Annotated in this window: 12 protein-coding genes; 6 read left to right on the top strand and 6 right to left on the bottom strand. The window is 64.2% G+C overall.

Annotated elements, in window-relative coordinates:
• Positions 1-3: 3 nt before the first annotated feature.
• Positions 4-576 carry a CsiV family protein gene (locus tag ACLEJU_RS18280; RefSeq protein WP_435424068.1) on the bottom strand — a complete coding sequence of 191 codons (573 nt, stop codon included), beginning with the start codon at positions 574-576 and terminating at the stop codon, positions 4-6.
• 9 nt (positions 577-585) lie between these two features.
• Positions 586-4,035 carry a transcription-repair coupling factor gene (gene mfd, locus ACLEJU_RS18275; protein ID WP_435424084.1) on the bottom strand — a complete coding sequence of 1,150 codons (3,450 nt, stop codon included), beginning with the start codon at positions 4,033-4,035 and terminating at the stop codon, positions 586-588.
• A gap of 168 nt (positions 4,036-4,203) precedes the next feature.
• On the opposite strand from mfd, the gene ACLEJU_RS18270 reads away from it, so the two are divergent.
• From ACLEJU_RS18270 to sthA, 3 genes are all read left to right on the top strand, one after another.
• The gene (locus ACLEJU_RS18270; RefSeq protein ID WP_159409522.1) at positions 4,204-5,667 is read left to right on the top strand and encodes a glyceraldehyde-3-phosphate dehydrogenase; all 1,464 of its coding nucleotides are present in this window, start codon (positions 4,204-4,206) and stop codon (positions 5,665-5,667) included.
• A 235-nt stretch (positions 5,668-5,902) separates the two neighbouring features.
• Entirely contained in the window at positions 5,903-6,901 is a 999-nt protein-coding gene (locus ACLEJU_RS18265; protein ID WP_435424069.1) for an FAD:protein FMN transferase, read from the top strand.
• A gap of 202 nt (positions 6,902-7,103) precedes the next feature.
• Positions 7,104-8,498: a Si-specific NAD(P)(+) transhydrogenase gene (gene sthA / locus ACLEJU_RS18260; RefSeq protein WP_116583633.1), complete on the top strand. Its 1,395-nt coding sequence runs from the start codon at positions 7,104-7,106 to the stop codon at positions 8,496-8,498.
• 48 nt (positions 8,499-8,546) lie between these two features.
• Here sthA and ACLEJU_RS18255 read toward each other — a convergent pair whose 3' ends face one another.
• Positions 8,547-9,263, bottom strand: coding sequence for a glycerophosphodiester phosphodiesterase (locus tag ACLEJU_RS18255; RefSeq protein ID WP_435424070.1), 717 nt, complete (start codon positions 9,261-9,263; stop codon positions 8,547-8,549).
• A gap of 30 nt (positions 9,264-9,293) precedes the next feature.
• Positions 9,294-9,878, bottom strand: coding sequence for a PilZ domain-containing protein (locus ACLEJU_RS18250; RefSeq protein WP_435424071.1), 585 nt, complete (start codon positions 9,876-9,878; stop codon positions 9,294-9,296).
• A gap of 93 nt (positions 9,879-9,971) precedes the next feature.
• On the opposite strand from ACLEJU_RS18250, the gene ACLEJU_RS18245 reads away from it, so the two are divergent.
• From ACLEJU_RS18245 to ACLEJU_RS18235, 3 genes are read left to right on the top strand one after another with little or no spacing between them, the layout of a single operon-like run.
• The gene (locus ACLEJU_RS18245) at positions 9,972-11,222 is read left to right on the top strand and encodes a lipoprotein-releasing ABC transporter permease subunit (protein WP_435424072.1); all 1,251 of its coding nucleotides are present in this window, start codon (positions 9,972-9,974) and stop codon (positions 11,220-11,222) included.
• 7 nt (positions 11,223-11,229) lie between these two features.
• Positions 11,230-11,913 (top strand): lipoprotein-releasing ABC transporter ATP-binding protein LolD, encoded by a 684-nt coding sequence (gene lolD / locus ACLEJU_RS18240; RefSeq protein ID WP_435424073.1) that lies wholly within the window; start codon positions 11,230-11,232, stop codon positions 11,911-11,913.
• A 59-nt stretch (positions 11,914-11,972) separates the two neighbouring features.
• Positions 11,973-13,214: a lipoprotein-releasing ABC transporter permease subunit gene (locus ACLEJU_RS18235; protein WP_435424074.1), complete on the top strand. Its 1,242-nt coding sequence runs from the start codon at positions 11,973-11,975 to the stop codon at positions 13,212-13,214.
• Positions 13,215-13,338: 124 nt separating this feature from the next.
• Here the strand turns inward: ACLEJU_RS18235 and ACLEJU_RS18230 are convergent, their stop codons facing one another.
• Together ACLEJU_RS18230 and cinR are read right to left on the bottom strand one after the other, a co-directional pair.
• Positions 13,339-14,682, bottom strand: a complete 1,344-nt coding sequence (locus ACLEJU_RS18230; protein ID WP_435424075.1) for a heavy metal sensor histidine kinase — start codon at positions 14,680-14,682, stop codon at positions 13,339-13,341.
• Positions 14,682-15,362 (bottom strand): two-component system response regulator CinR, encoded by a 681-nt coding sequence (gene cinR / locus ACLEJU_RS18225; RefSeq protein WP_294341565.1) that lies wholly within the window; start codon positions 15,360-15,362, stop codon positions 14,682-14,684. The genes ACLEJU_RS18230 and cinR overlap by 1 nt, the downstream gene beginning before the upstream one ends.
• Positions 15,363-15,510 lie beyond the last annotated feature (148 nt).

Genomic DNA, 15,510 nt, shown 5'->3' with positions numbered 1-15,510 from the left:
GCATCACTGCTCCATCATCTCCGGGTCCATCGCTGGCATCTTCGGCGTGCCCGGTGGCGTGACCTTCAGCAGCAGCGCCAGGTGGCCGCCATCAAGGAAGGTCAGCTGGCCGCCTTTCATGTTGCTGTTGCTCTGCTTGAACTGCTCGCTTTGCAGCACGTTACCGTTGCTGTCGAGCTGGTTGACCCAGAAGTTGGCTTCAACGGCGATGAAGCGGCCGGCAGTGATGCCCAGGTTGCCCTCGATGGGGAAGTGGCCGAACTGCTCGTTGCCTGCGCCCAGGGCGATGCGGCTGGTGTCGCTGCTGACCGGCTGCTGCCAGGCCTTGTGCAGCAGTACGGTGTAGTCGGCGGTGGCCTCCAGCCGGGTGGCCTCGTCCTGCAGAGCCAACGGGCGTTCGGCGCCCTTGTCCAGGCGTGGGGCGCCCGCGCTCCAGTCTTCCGGGGCGAACGGGCTGGTGAAGGCGGGCACGCTGTTCTGCCGCACCAGGATCATTTCCACCTGATACATACCTTCGGCGAAGGCGGCTGGCGCGAACAGCGCGAGCAGCAGGGTCAGGCAACGGATGGCACGCATGGATCTTCCTTAGGCAGGCTGTGGGGTCAGGCGCTCGAACAGCGCCTCCAGGGTATTGAAGCGTTCTTCGGGGCGTTCCATCGGTACCAGGAAACGGAACTGCGTCGCGCCTTCGAACTTGTAACGTTTGGGCTGGCCCTGGATCAGCTTGATCAGGGTCAGTGGATCGACCGGGGTCTCGGCCTCGAATTCGAGCTTGCCGCCGTTGGGGCCTGCGTCGACCTTCTTGATGCCGAGGGTTTCCGCCTGCAGCTTGAGCTGGGTCAGGCGCATCAGGTTCTTGGTCGGCTCGGGCAGCAGGCCGAAGCGGTCGATCATCTCCACTTGCAGGTCCTTGAGACCTTCTTCGTCGGCCGCCGAGGCGATGCGCTTGTAGAGGATCAGGCGGGCATGTACGTCGGGCAGGTAGTCCTCGGGAATCAGCGCCGGCAGGCGCAGGTTGATTTCCGGGCCGCCACCGAGCGGCTGTTCGAGGTTGGGCTGGGTACCCTTGCGAATGGCCTTGACCGCGCGTTCGAGCATTTCCATGTACAGGGTGAAACCCACTGCCTGGATCTGCCCGCTCTGGCCTTCGCCAAGCAGCTCGCCGGCACCGCGGATTTCCAGGTCATTGGTGGCCAGCACGAAACCGGCTCCGAGGTCCTGGGTGTTGGCGATGGCTTCGAGGCGCTTTTCAGCGTCGGCGCTGATCTTCTGTCGCTGCGGCGTCAGCAGATAGGCGTAGGCCTGGTGGTGGCTACGGCCAACCCGGCCGCGCAGTTGGTGCAGCTGGGCCAGGCCGAACTTGTCGGCGCGCTCGATGACGATGGTGTTGGCGCTGGGCACGTCGATGCCGGTCTCGATGATGGTCGAGGCGATCAGCACGTTGAAGCGCTTGTGATAGAAGTCGCTCATCACCTGTTCCAGTTCGCGCTCGCGCATCTGCCCGTGGCCGATGCCGATACGCGCTTCCGGCACCAGCTCGGCCAGATCGGCGGCGCACTTCTCGATGGTTTTCACATCGTTGTGCAGGTAGTACACCTGGCCGCCGCGCAGCAGCTCACGCAGCAGCGCTTCCTTGACCGTGCTCTTGTTCTGCTCCATGACGAAGGTGCGCACCGACAGGCGCCGCGCCGGCGGGGTGGCGATGATCGACAGGTCGCGCATGCCCGCCACCGCCATGTTCAGCGTGCGCGGGATCGGCGTGGCGGTCAGGGTGAGGATGTCCACTTCGCTGCGCAGGGCCTTGAGCTGCTCCTTCTGGCGCACGCCGAAACGGTGTTCCTCGTCGATGATCGCCAGGCCCAGGTCCTTGAAGCGCACGTCATCCTGCAGCAGCTTGTGGGTGCCGATGAGGATGTCGATCTTGCCTTCGGCGAGGTCGGCGGCCGCAGCGGCCACTTCCTTGGCCGACTTGAAGCGGCTCATCACCTCGACCTTCACCGGCCATTCGGCAAAGCGGTCGCGGAAGCTGTTGTAGTGCTGCTGGGCGAGCAGGGTGGTCGGCACCAGCACCGCCACCTGGCGGCCGCTGTGCACGGCGATAAAGGCTGCGCGCATGGCCACTTCGGTCTTGCCGAAGCCGACGTCGCCGCACACCAGGCGGTCCATCGGCTTGGGTGCCAGCATGTCGACGCGCACTGCCTCGATTGCGGCTTGCTGGTCGGGGGTTTCCTCGAACGGGAAGCCCGCGCTGAACGTGGCGTAGTCGGCGGCCGGGTCGGCAAACGCATAGCCCTTGCGCGCGGCGCGGCGGGCATAGATGTCGAGCAGCTCGGCAGCCACGTCGCGAACCTGTTCGGCGGCTTTGCGCTTGGCTTTCTGCCAGGCTTCGGAGCCCAGCCGGTGCAGCGGCGCCAGGGCGTCATCGCTGCCGGTGTAGCGGGCGATCAGGTGCAGGTTGGCCACCGGCACATACAGCTTGGCGCCCTCGGCGTATTCCAGGGTGAGGAATTCGGCTGCCTGGCCGTCGATCTCCAGGGTGGCCAGGCCCAGGTAGCGGCCCACACCATGGTCGATGTGCACCACCGGCGCGCCTTCGCGCAGCTCGGTGAGGTTCTTGATGACCGCGTCGTTGGCAGCCTCGCCGCGTTTTTCGCGGCGCCGGCGCTGCATCACGCGCTGGCCGAACAGGGGGCTCTCGGCGACCAGGGCGACGGCCGGGTCATCCAGCAGCAGGCCGTCGTCGAGCGGGGCGATGGTGATCGCCAGGCGCTCGCGGCCGGTAATGAAGTCGGCCCAGCTGTCGACCGTCTGCGGGCGAAGCTTGAGGCGTTCGAGCAGCTCCAGCAGCACCTCGCGGCGGCCCGCCGATTCGGCGGTGAACAGCACGCGGCCGCTGAACTGGTCGAGGAACCCGGCCAGCGCCGCCAGCGGCTGGTTGGCCTTGGCTTCGATAGCCAGGTTGGGCAGGGCGCGTGCCGGGAAGCGTTCGCGGCCGGCCCCGGCTTCGATGTCGTCGGCACTGACCACCACCCGTGGCCACTGCTTGAGCTGGGCGAAGCAGTCTTCCACGGGCAGGAACAGTTCGGCCGGCGGCAGCAGTGGGCGTGTCAGGTCGCCACGGCGTTCTTCATAGCGCCCGCGTACGTCGTTCCAGAAGTGCTCGGCTGCCTGCTCGACGCCCGGCAGCGAGAACACCTGGGTGTCGGCGGGCAGGTAGTCGAACAGGGTCGAGGTTTCTTCGAAGAACAGCGGCAGGTAGTACTCGATGCCGGCGGGAATGATGCCGCTGGCCAGGTCCTGGAAGATCGCGCTGCGGCGGAAGTCGACATCGAAGCGCTCACGGAAGCGCGCCTTGAAGCGGGTGACCTCTTCCTTCTGCATGGGGAACTCGCGCGCCGGCAGCAGGCGGATCGAATCGACCTTGTCGATCGAGCGCTGGGTCTCCGGGTCGAATGTGCGCAGGGTCTCGATCTCGTCATCGAACAGGTCGATGCGATAGGGCAGTTTGCTGCCCATCGGGAACAGGTCGATCAGTGCGCCACGCACAGCGAATTCACCATGCTCGTAGACCGTGTCGACGCAGCGGTAGCCGGTGGCTTCCAGGCGCGTGCGCATCTGTTCGACGTCGATGGTCTGGCCTACGTCCAGCACCAGGCTGCTGCCCAGCAGAAAGCGCGTAGGAGCCAGGCGGTGCAGGGCGGTGGTGATCGGCACTACCAGAATGCCGTGGCTCAGCTCCGGCAGCCGGTAGAGGCTGGCGATACGCTGGGAAATGATGTCCTGGTGCGGCGAGAACAGGTCGTAGGGCAGGGTTTCCCAATCGGGAAACGGCAGCACCGGCAGTTGCGGAGCAAAGAAGCGCAGCTCCTGCTCCAGACGATCGGCCGCCTGGCTGTCGGCGGTCAGCAGCAGGGTGAAGCGGCCCGCGCTGCTGGCGGCCTCGGCGATGGCCAGGCTGAGGGCGGCACCGGGCAGGTTGCCCCAGGTTTGTTTGCCGGCCGTGGCCGACATTTGCGGAAGGCGCAGAACTGACACGGGAGATTGCACTCCAAGCGTTGCGGCAAAGAGGTCGATTGTACCGGTGACGGTGCCTGCTGTCAGGCTCGACAGGCCATGAACTGCGGGCTTTGCCATCGGCGACAGGCGCTCATTGCCGGTTACGCGCAGGGGCGTCATAATGTAGCCCCTTTTTTCTGTCCCTACATGTGGAAGGTTCCCGTGACTCAGAAGCCCGACCAGTGTCTTGGTGAGTGGATTGATCGTGAAGCTCTGGCTGAAGCGATGATCCCGCTTATCGGTCAGCTCTACCGCAACAACAACGTGGTGAGCTCGATTTATGGCCGCAGCCTGATCAACCGTTCGGTTATCTCGATCCTCAAAGCCCACCGCTTTGCGCGTCACCGTCAGACCGACGAGACCGAACTGTCCGTACACGAGACATTCCCCCTGCTCAAGGCCATGAGCGAGCTGAAACTGGGCGCCGCTTCGGTCGACCTGGGCAAGCTGGCCAACAAATTCAAGCAGGAAGGCAATGGCCGCACTGCCGAGCAGTTTGTCCGTGAAGAACTGGCCGACGTGGTTGGCCAGCAGAACGCTTCGGCCCGCAAGGGTACCGATGTTGTTCTGTACGGCTTCGGCCGCATCGGCCGACTGCTGGCGCGCATCCTGATCGAGAAGACCGGTGGCGGCGACGGCCTGCGCCTGCGTGCCATCGTCGTGCGCAAAGGCGCCGAGAACGACCTGGTCAAGCGTGCCAGCCTGCTGCGCCGTGACTCGGTGCATGGCCCGTTCGATGGCACCATCACCATCGACGAAGCCAACAACACCCTCACTGCCAACGGCAACCTGATCCAGATCATTTACGCCAAGAGCCCGAGCGAAGTCGACTACACCCAGTACGGCATCGACAACGCGCTGATCGTCGACAACACCGGCGTGTGGCGTGACGCCGACGGCCTGGGCCAGCACCTGGCCTGCCCGGGCGCAGCCCGCGTGATCCTCACCGCACCTGGCAAGGGCGCGCTGAAGAACATCGTGCACGGCATCAACCACGGCGACATCACTGCCGATGACAAGATCATCTCGGCAGCCTCCTGCACCACCAACGCCATCGTGCCGGTGCTCAAGGCCATCAACGACCAGTACGGCATCGTCAACGGCCACGTCGAAACCGTTCACTCGTTCACCAACGACCAGAACCTGATCGACAACTTCCACAAGGGCAGCCGCCGTGGCCGTGCCGCCCCGCTGAACATGGTCATCACCGAAACCGGCGCCGCCACCGCTGCCGCCAAGGCACTGCCAGTGCTGAAGGGCAAGCTGACCGGCAACGCCATTCGCGTTCCGACGCCGAACGTTTCGATGGCCATTCTCAACCTGAACCTCGAGAAGCCGACCACCCGCGACGAGATCAACGAGTACCTGCGCCAGACCGCCATGCACTCGGAACTGCACAAGCAGATCGACTACGTCAGCTCGCAGGAAGTGGTTTCGACCGACTTCGTCGGTTCGCGCCACGCCGGTGTGGTGGATGCCGAGGCGACCATCGCCAACGACAACCGCGTTGTCCTGTACGTCTGGTACGACAACGAATTCGGCTACAGCTGCCAGGTCGTTCGCGTGATGGAAGAGATGTCGGGTGTGAACCCGCCAGCGTTTCCACGCTGATTCGCTTGTAAGCGCATGAAAAAACGGGAACCTTCGGGTTCCCGTTTTTTTTGCCTGCATTTTTTAATGCTGATGCGATCATTGTAGGAGCGGCCTTCTGTCGCGAAAGGGCCGCAAAGCGGCCCCAGGATTGCAGCAGCGATGCATAAATTTCTGGGGCCGCCGTGCGGCCCTTTCGCGACACAAGGCCGCTCCTACAACGACCGTGTTGGCATGCAAAACCGAGATAACCCGATTGCGCACAGCCCTCCTGTTCATCCTGATGCTCCTCACCGCCTGCAACCAGGGCCCGACCCTGGAGCGCCTTGGCGGCCCGACCATGGGCAGCAGCTACAGCATCCAGTACGTCCGCGAACCCGGCGGCCCGGCACCGGTCCAGGTCCAGGCAGCGGTCGAGACTATCCTCAACGATATCGACCAGCATTACTCGACCTACCGCGGCGACTCCACGGTCAGCCAGTTCAACCTGCTGCCCGCCAACCAGTGCATGGCCTTGCCGCCCGACATGCTCGAACTGGTCGCCTTCGGCCAGCACCTGGCCGAGCTGAGCGACGGCGCTTTCGACCTCACCGTCGAGCCGCTGCTCGACCTCTGGGGCTTCGGCCCGCAGGCCCGCCACGAACAGGTGCCCGACCCACGGTCCCTGGCCCAGGCTCGCCAGCGTGTCGGCTATCACCATCTGCGTGTCGACGGCCAGGCGCTGTGCAAGGACGCCCTGGCACAACTGGACTTCAACAGCATCGCCGCTGGCCACGCCGTCGACCTGATCGCCGAGCGCCTGCGCGCCATGGGCGTGGCCAGTTTCCTCGCCGAAGCCACCGGCGAGCTCAAGGCCGTGGGCCGCAAGCCCGATGGCAGCCCCTGGCGCATCGCCCTGGAACTGCCCCGCGAAGACCGCCAGATCGCCCGCCAGATCATTCCGGTCAATGGCCTGGGGGTATCGACCTCGGGTGACTATCGCCACTATTTCGAGGAGAATGGCCGGCGCTACTCACACACCTTCGATGCCCGCCTGGGGCGCCCGGTCGACCACGACCTGGCCGCAGTCACCGTGCTCGATGCCTCGGCGCTGCAGGCCGATGGCTATTCGACCCTGCTGTTGATCCTGGGGCCGGAGCGCGGCTGGGACTTCGCCGTGGCCCATGATCTGGCGGCGGTTTTCGTGACTCGGGCCGAGGGTGGCTTCGTCTCCCGAGCGACCCCTGCATTCGAGCAGGCGCTGAAAGGCGATTGAAAGCGTTGGCAGGGATGATCGCCGCCAGGGATCGGTGAATGACATGTAGTGCAGGCAAAATTGGCCTACGACGCGACCAAGGGTTAATGTGCGCGGCGTTCACGCTTGATTAGACTGCACTCGAATTTTCTCATGACGCCCCGGCGGCATGATCGAGTCCCGCGGGTAACCGTAACCCCGGGCCAGTTCTGAAGGAGTACGCATGGCTGTCTACAACTACGACGTAGTGGTGCTGGGTTCCGGCCCGGCCGGTGAAGGCGCGGCAATGAACGCCGCCAAAGCGGGGCGCAAGGTGGCAATGGTCGACAGCCGCCGTCAGGTCGGCGGCAACTGCACCCACCTGGGCACCATCCCGTCCAAGGCGCTGCGTCACTCGGTGCGGCAGATCATGCAGTTCAACACCAACCCGATGTTCAGGGCCATCGGTGAGCCGCGCTGGTTCTCCTTCCCCGACGTGCTCAAGAGCGCCGAGAAGGTCATCGCCAAACAGGTTGCGTCGCGTACCGGCTACTATGCCCGTAACCGCGTCGATGTGTTCTTCGGCACCGGCAGCTTCGCCGACGAGCAGACCGTCGAAGTGGTCTGCCCGAATGGCGTGGTCGAAAAGCTCAACGCCAAGCACATCATCATTGCCACCGGCTCGCGCCCGTACCGCCCGGCCGACATCGATTTCCACCACCCGCGCGTCTACGACAGCGACACCATCCTCAGCCTCAGCCACACCCCGCGCAAGCTGATCGTCTACGGCGCCGGCGTGATCGGTTGCGAATACGCCTCGATCTTCAGCGGCCTGGGCGTGCTGGTAGAGCTGGTCGACAACCGCGGCCAGCTGCTGAGCTTCCTGGATTCGGAAATTTCCCAGGCGCTGAGCTACCACTTCAGCAATAACAACATCACCGTGCGCCACAACGAAGAGTATGAGCGCGTTGAAGGCCTGGAAAACGGGGTGATCCTGCACCTGAAGTCGGGCAAGAAGATCAAGGCCGACGCCTTGCTGTGGTGTAACGGCCGTACCGGCAACACCGACAAGCTGGGCCTGGAAAACATCGGCATCAAGGTCAACAGCCGTGGCCAGATCGAGGTCGACGAGGCCTACCGTACCACCGTGCCGAACATTTACGGCGCCGGTGACGTGATCGGCTGGCCGAGCCTGGCCAGTGCTGCTCACGACCAGGGCCGTTCGGCCTCCGGCAGCATCGTCGACAATGGTAGCTGGCGCTTCGTCAACGACGTGCCGACCGGCATCTACACCATCCCGGAGATCAGCTCGATCGGCAAGAACGAGCAAGAGCTGACCCAGGCCAAGGTGCCGTACGAAGTGGGCAAGGCGTTTTTCAAGGGCATGGCGCGCGCGCAGATCGCCGGCGAGCCGCAAGGCATGCTGAAGATCCTGTTCCACCGCGAAACCCTGGAAATCCTCGGCGTGCACTGCTTCGGCTACCAGGCTTCGGAAATCGTTCACATCGGCCAGGCGATCATGAACCAGCCGGGTGAGCAGAACAATCTGAAGTACTTCGTCAACACCACGTTCAACTACCCGACCATGGCCGAAGCCTATCGGGTAGCTGCCTACGACGGCCTGAACCGGCTTTTTTGAGCGGCTCCGGCCGGTGGCCTGAGCCGGTCGGGGAGACCGATTTCAGCCCTACCCGAGGGTGGTCTTGGCCAAACCGGGAAAGTCTGTAATCAGGCTGTCCACGCCAAAATCAGCGAGCCGGCGCATCAGTGCCGGTTCGTTGACCGTCCACACCGACACATGCAGACCCTGGCCCTGGGCTTTGAGCAGGCGCTCGGGGGTGCACAGAGTCCAGTTCAAAGCCAGCAGTTCGCAGCCATAGTTCTGCGCGACCTTCAACGGGTCGAGCCAGGCGTACTCGGCAACCAGTCCGCGTTTCACATCGGGTACCAGTTCCTGGGCCGCGCCCAGCACTTCCCGCGAACTGGAGGTGATGGTCACCTTGTCCAGCAGGCCGTATTGCTGCGCCAGTTCGCGAATCGCCAGCACAGTGGTGGCGGCGCGGGTGCGCGAGGCACTCTTGACCTCCAGCTGCCAATGCTCGAACGGGCACTTCTCGAACAGCTCTTCAAGCTTCGGAATAGGGCAGGGCTGCACGTGGCCCGGGCCACCCTTACGCGCATCGATCTTGATCAATTCGGCAGCCGGGTGCTCGACCACCTTGCCGCGCCGGCCGGTGGTGCGCTTGAGGGTGGGGTCGTGGATCACCATCAGCTCGTTGTCGGCCGACAGGTGCAGGTCCAGTTCGCAGCGGTTCACGCCGTGGGACAGGCACTGCTGAAAACTCTTCAGGGTATTTTCGGGGGCTTCGCCCTTGGCGCCGCGGTGGCCGTAGATCAGGGTCACGTTCGTTCCTTCAAATCAGGGGAATAGGGCTCAGGAGGCGGGGCCGTCTTGTTCCAGCTGCTGGCGCCGTTGTTGCTGTTGGCGTTGCAGGATGTAGCGGGCCAGCAGTTGCCGTTGGGCATCGGTCATGTCGGTGAATTCCGTGCCGACCTCGAAATCGCCTTCCGGGCGCGGGTCGCAGTGGGTGACCTTGCCGCGCAGCAGCAGGCCGTGGGCGCGCGGCATCAGCACCATCTTCACCTTCACCCGGGTGCCGGGGGCGATCTGCTGAGGTTGCGCGAACTCGATGCCGCCTTCGGAAATGATCACCCGCTGGGGTTGGCCGATTTCACCGAGCAGGGTTTGCGCGACCACTGCGCTGAGCAGGTCGAGGCGCTTGTTCTGCGCCCGCAGGAACGCTGCCAGGGTGCGGTCCTTCTCGCTCAGCTGGCGCAGCAGGTGCTGCGACTCGAAGTCGGACAGGTGCAGCTCGCTGAGCAGGTTGAACAGCGGTGAATCATCCTGCAACAGTTCTGCTTCAAGGGCTTCGGCCGCGCTGAGGGGGCTGATTTCCAGTGCGATCCGATCTTCGATGCGGTAGTATTCGCGGCGATCTTCTTCGTCTAATGTCGTCATGGCGAACCCATGGTTGCGGCGGTGGTCCGAGTGTAAAGCCGCCGTAGGCGCCTCGCCACAAGGACGTTCCCTTTCATCCGAACAAGCCCCGACATGTTCAGACCTCTTTTCGCATTCATCGGTACGCGTTACACCCGTGCCAAGCGCCGTAACCACTTCGTCTCGTTCATTTCCCTGACCTCGATGATCGGCCTCGCCCTGGGCGTGGTGGTGATGATCGTGGTGCTCTCGGTCATGAACGGTTTCGACCACGAGATGCGTACCCGCGTGCTGGGGATGATCCCCCACGCCACGCTTGAGAGCGGCCAGCCGATCAACGACTGGTCTGCCCTTGCCCAACAAGTAAAGCAGAATCCGCAAGTGCTGGCGGTTGCCCCGTACACACAGATGCAGGGCCTGCTGACCCATGACGGCAAGGTGCAGAAAGTGTTGCTCAACGGCATCGACCCGGCGCGCGAGCGCGAGGTGTCGATCATCGACAACTTCATCCAGCAAGGCAGCCTCGACAAGCTGGCGCCCGGCGAGTGGGGCATCATGATCGGCGACAAGGCGGCGGCGAAGCTGGGCGTCGCCATCGGCGACAAGCTGACCTTCGTCGCCCCCGAGGTCAGCGTGACCCCGGCCGGCATGTTCCCGCGCATGAAGCGCTTTACCGTGGTCGGCACCTTCCACGTTGGCGCGGGCGAGATCGACGGTTACCTGGGCCTGACCAACATCACTGACCTGTCCCGCCTGCACCGCTGGAAGCCGGACCAGGTGCAGGGCCTGCGCCTGAAGTTCGACGACCTGTTCCAGGCGCCGCGAGTGGCCTGGAGCATCGCCCAGCAGCTGGGCGACCAGGAGTACTACAGCCGCGACTGGACCCGTACCCACGGCAACCTGTACCAGGCGATCCGCATGGAAAAGGCCATGATCGGCCTGCTGTTGCTGCTGATCGTCGCGGTGGCGGCATTCAACATCATTTCCACCCTGGTGATGGTAGTCAACGACAAGCGCGGTGACATCGCCATTCTCCGTACCCTGGGCGCCACGCCCGGGCAGATCATGCTGATCTTCATGGTCCAGGGCACGGTGATCGGGGTGATCGGCACGCTGATCGGCGCCGTGGTCGGGATCGTCGCGGCGCTGAACGTGAGTGCGGTGATCGCCGGCATCGAGACGCTGATCGGGCACAAGTTCCTCAACGCCGATGTGTATTTCATCGATTACCTGCCGTCGCAGATCCAGGCCCAGGACGTGTACATGGTCTGCGGTGCGGCGCTGGTCCTGAGTTTCTTCGCCACCCTGTACCCGGCCTGGCGTGCGGCCCGCACCCAGCCTGCAGAGGCGCTACGTTATGAGTGAGTCGCGCATGAGTGATAAAGCCGTTCTGAGTTGCCGTAACCTGGGCAAGTCCTACGACGAGGGCCCGGAGTCGGTGCAGGTGCTGTCCGGGCTCAACCTGGAGCTGCATGCCGGTGAGCGCGTGGCCATCGTCGGCAGCTCCGGTTCTGGCAAGAGTACCTTGCTCAACCTGCTCGGCGGCCTCGACCGGCCGACCCAGGGCAGCGTGTGGCTGGCCGGGGAAGAGCTGTCGGCCCTCGGCGAGCGCGCCCGCGGCCTGCTGCGCAACCGCGAGCTGGGCTTCGTCTACCAGTTCCACCACCTGTTGCCAGAGTTCACCGCCATGGAGAACGTGTGCATGCCGCTGCTGATCGGTCGCACCGCCATCCCGGAGGCCCGTGAGCGTGCCGAGGCGCTGCTCAAGCGGGTCGGCCTGGGCCATCGCCTGCACCACAAGCCGGCCGAGCTGTCCGGTGGCGAGCGCCAGCGGGTGGCGATCGCCCGTGCATTGGTCAACCGCCCGGGCCTGGTGATGCTCGACGAGCCGACCGGCAACCTCGACCACCACACCGCCCAGGGCATCCAGGAACTGATGCAGGAGCTGTCCAGTGCGTCGCGTACCGCCTTCCTGGTGGTGACCCACGACCTCAACCTGGCACGCCAGATGGACCGCGTACTGAAACTCGACGACGGCCGCCTGGTGGCGATCTGACCGAGTGCACGGGGTGGCGATGCCGCCCCGTTTTCCCGTTTTAATTGGGTGTTTCCAACATGTTCAGACCCTTGCCCATCTTCATCGGCGCGCGCTACACCCGGGCCAAGCGCCGCAACCACTTCATCTCGTTCATTTCGATGACCTCGATGATCGGCCTGTCGCTGGGCGTGCTGGCGATGATCGTGGTGCTGTCGGTGATGAACGGCTTCCAGCGTGAAATGAGCTCGCGCATTCTCGGCCTGGTGCCGCATGCCTCGATCCTTGGCGTGCAGCCACTGGACGACTGGCGCAAGGCTGCCGACGCAGCGATGCAGAACCCGGCCGTGATGGCCGCGGCGCCGATCACCGAGATGGAGGGCATGCTTTCGTACAAGGGGGCGATGCAGCCGATCCAGGTCAGCGGCATCGACCCGGCCGAGGAAGACAAGGTCTCGATCGTCGGCCAGCATATCGTCCAGGGCCGCCTGCAAGACCTGCAGCCGGGCGAGTACGGCGTGGTCATCGGCGAACTGACCGCACGGCGCTTCCGCCTCAATACTGGCGACAAGCTGACCCTGATCGTGCCGGAAATCAGCAAGGAACCTGGCGGTATCACCCCGCGCATGCAGCGCCTGACTGTGGTCGGCATCTTCAAGGTCGGTGCCGAGCTGGACGGTTCGCAGGCCTATATGCATGTGGCCGATGCCGGCGAAATGCAGCGCTGGGCGCCTGGCCAGGTACAAGGCGTGCGCCTGAAGCTGCATGACCTGTATGCAGCGCCGCAGGTGTCCAAGGCGATTGCTGCCGGCTTGGGCGATGGCTACCGTGCCGATGACTGGTCGCACACCCAGGGCAGCCTGTTCAGCGCGATGAAGATGGAAAAGACCATGATCGGCCTGTTGCTGCTGATGATCATCGCGGTGGCGGCATTCAACATCATTGCCACCCTGGTGATGGTGGTGAACGACAAGGGACCGGACATCGCCATCCTCCGGACCCTGGGCGCCACGCCAGCGCAGATCATGGGTACGTTCATGGTCCAGGGCAGCCTGATCGGCATTGTCGGCACCTTGATCGGCGGCGTGCTCGGGGTGATCGCTGCGCTCAATGTCAGCCAGATCGTTGGCTGGCTGGAGCGGGTGAGCGGGCAGCACATCTTCACTTCCGATGTCTACTTCGTCAGCAGCTTGCCGTCCGAACTGCAGGGTGGGGATGTGCTGATGATCTGTGCTGCGGGGCTGGTGATGAGCTTCCTGGCGACCATCTATCCGGCGTATCGGGCATCGCAGGTTCAGCCGGCGATTGGCCTGGCAGTTTGATGTTTGCTTGAGATCTTGGGGGCGCTTTGCGCGCCTTTCGCGACACAAGGCCGCTCCTACAGGTTATGCATTCCCCTGTAGGAGCGGCCTTGTGTCGCGAAAGGGCTGCAAAGCAGCCCCAATTTCACCGAGTTTCAGGCAGTTCCATCACGAAACGCGTCCAACCGTCCTGACATTCCGCCCGAATACTCCCGCCATGGGCCTGCACGATCGACCGGGTAATCGCCAACCCCAACCCCGCATGCTCACTGCTCCCTTCCCGCCGCGCCGGGTCTACCCGGTAGAAGCGATCAAACAGGCGCGGTAACGCCGCCGCTTCGATTGCCGCTCCGGTATTGGCCACGCAGATCCGCAACCCCGGCTCCAGCGTCACCCGTATTTGCCCGCCCGCCGGCGTAAAGCGCAGGGCGTTGTCGAGCAGGTTGGACAGGGCGCGGCGCAGCATATGCCGGTCCCCCTGCAAGACCACCTCGCCTTCGCGTATCAATTGCACCTCATTGTCCTCTGCCAACGGCGCGTAATACTCCAGCAGCGCGTCCACTTCATCGTGCAAGGCCAGCGCCGCCTGCCCCGGCACCAGCAGGCCGTGGTCGGCCTTGGCGAGGAACAGCATGTCGTTGATCATCTGCGCCATCCACTGCAGTTCCTCGAGGTTGCCATGCAGTGCCTCGCGGTATTCCTCCAGGCTGCGCGGGCGGGTGAGGGTGACCTGGGTGTGGGTCAGTAGGTTGGACAGCGGCGTGCGCAGCTCGTGGGCGATGTCGGCGGAGAACGCCGACAGGCGCTGAAAGGCGTCGTCCAGGCGTTGCAGCATGGCGTTCACGGTGGTGGCCAGTTCCGCCAGCTCCTCAGGCATTTGCGCCACCGACAGGCGCGTGGTCAGTGAACGCGCTGACACGCTGGCGGCCACTTGGCCCATCTGGCGCAAGGGGCGCAGGCCGCTGCGCGCTGCCCAGGCACCTAGCAGCGCAGTGGCCAGGGCCGACAGCCCGACGGTGAGCCAGATCAGGCGCTGCATGCCTTGCAGGAAGTGCTGGTGATGGGTGATATCGAGAAACAGCGTCAGTTGCGCAGCCGTCTGATCGTCCGCGGGCACTGCCAGGCTGCGATAATCGACGCCGTCTGCGTGCAGGGTCGTCAGCCCGGGCGTTGACGGAATGCCTGGCAGGCCGTCGCGGCTGGCAAACCAGATCGCGCCGTCGTGGCCGTCGATGCGCAGCGCCAGGTCAGCCTGGTGGCTGAGCTCGTTGCGCAGGGCTGGCAAGCGGCTTTGCAGGTCGTCAGGGCCCTTCAGGCCAGCGAGCTGACTGCGAAACAGTGACAGGCGCGATTCCAGCAGTTGCTGGTCCAGTTCCACGAAATGCTGTTCGCTGGCACGGTTGAACAGTAGCCCTGCGCCCAGCGACACGGTAGCGGTACAGGCGGCAAACAGCAGCGCCAGGCGCGTGCCGAGGGAAAGCCGGCGCATCAGTCCTGGCGCTCTTCGAGCACGTAGCCCATGCCGCGCACGGTATGGATCAGCTTGTTCGGGTGCGGGTCGTCGATCTTCAGGCGCAGGCGGCGTACCGCCACTTCGATCACGTTGGTGTCGCTGTCGAAGTTCATGTCCCACACTTGCGAGGCAATCAGCGACTTGGGCAGCACCTCGCCCTGGCGGCGCAGCAGCAGTTCGAGCAGGGCGAACTCCTTGGCAGTCAGGTCGATGCGTGTACCGGCCCGTTCGGCGCGACGGCGGATCAGGTCCAGGCGCAAGTCGGCCAGGGTCAGGGTGGTGTCCTGGCTGGGGCTGGCGCCGCGACGTAGCAGACTACGTACCCGGGCCAGCAGTTCGGAGAAGGCGAAGGGCTTGACCAGGTAATCGTCGGCGCCCAGCTCCAGGCCGTGCACGCGGTCTTCGACGGCATCGCGGGCGGTGAGGAACAGCACCGGGGTATCCAGCCCGGCAGTGCGCACGGCCTGCAGAATCTGCCAGCCGTCACGCCCAGGCAGCATCACGTCGAGGATCAGCAGGTCGTGGTCGCCAGTCAGGGCCAGGTACTGGCCGGTCTCGCCGTCGGTAGCCAGTTCGGTGGCAAAGCCGGCTTCGCTCAGGCCTTGGCTGAGGTACTGGCCAGTGCGGGCCTGGTCTTCGACGATCAGCAGTTTCATGGAGCTCCCACAGGGTCGGGTGATGGCTGAAATGATACGTGACGATGTGCCTGCTCGCCCAAGCTGACAAAGTTGTAATCTTCCTGTCAGCTAACCGCCAGCTGTGCCTTTCTAGAGTGGTCTCGTCCCGCTGTGATTTTCGGAGTCA

The sequence above is a fragment of the Pseudomonas sp. SMN11 genome (genome assembly GCF_052041945.1).
In the GTDB taxonomy this organism is placed as follows: Bacteria; Pseudomonadota; Gammaproteobacteria; order Pseudomonadales; family Pseudomonadaceae; genus Aquipseudomonas.
Note: the sequence above shows the minus strand (reverse complement) of the source record. Positions and strands in the feature narration are given on the sequence as shown.

Excerpts from the sequence above, each read along its gene's own strand:
- ACLEJU_RS18280 (WP_435424068.1), bottom strand. The coding sequence starts at position 576 with ATGCGTGCCATCCGTTGCCTGACCCTGCTGCTCGCGCTGTTCGCGCCA.
- ACLEJU_RS18270 (WP_159409522.1), top strand. The coding sequence starts at position 4,204 with ATGTGGAAGGTTCCCGTGACTCAGAAGCCCGACCAGTGTCTTGGTGAG.
- sthA (WP_116583633.1), top strand. The coding sequence starts at position 7,104 with ATGGCTGTCTACAACTACGACGTAGTGGTGCTGGGTTCCGGCCCGGCC.
- ACLEJU_RS18250 (WP_435424071.1), bottom strand. The coding sequence starts at position 9,878 with ATGACGACATTAGACGAAGAAGATCGCCGCGAATACTACCGCATCGAA.
- ACLEJU_RS18245 (WP_435424072.1), top strand. The coding sequence starts at position 9,972 with ATGTTCAGACCTCTTTTCGCATTCATCGGTACGCGTTACACCCGTGCC.
- lolD (WP_435424073.1), top strand. The coding sequence starts at position 11,230 with ATGAGTGATAAAGCCGTTCTGAGTTGCCGTAACCTGGGCAAGTCCTAC.
- ACLEJU_RS18235 (WP_435424074.1), top strand. The coding sequence starts at position 11,973 with ATGTTCAGACCCTTGCCCATCTTCATCGGCGCGCGCTACACCCGGGCC.
- ACLEJU_RS18230 (WP_435424075.1), bottom strand. The coding sequence starts at position 14,682 with ATGCGCCGGCTTTCCCTCGGCACGCGCCTGGCGCTGCTGTTTGCCGCC.
- cinR (WP_294341565.1), bottom strand. The coding sequence starts at position 15,362 with ATGAAACTGCTGATCGTCGAAGACCAGGCCCGCACTGGCCAGTACCTC.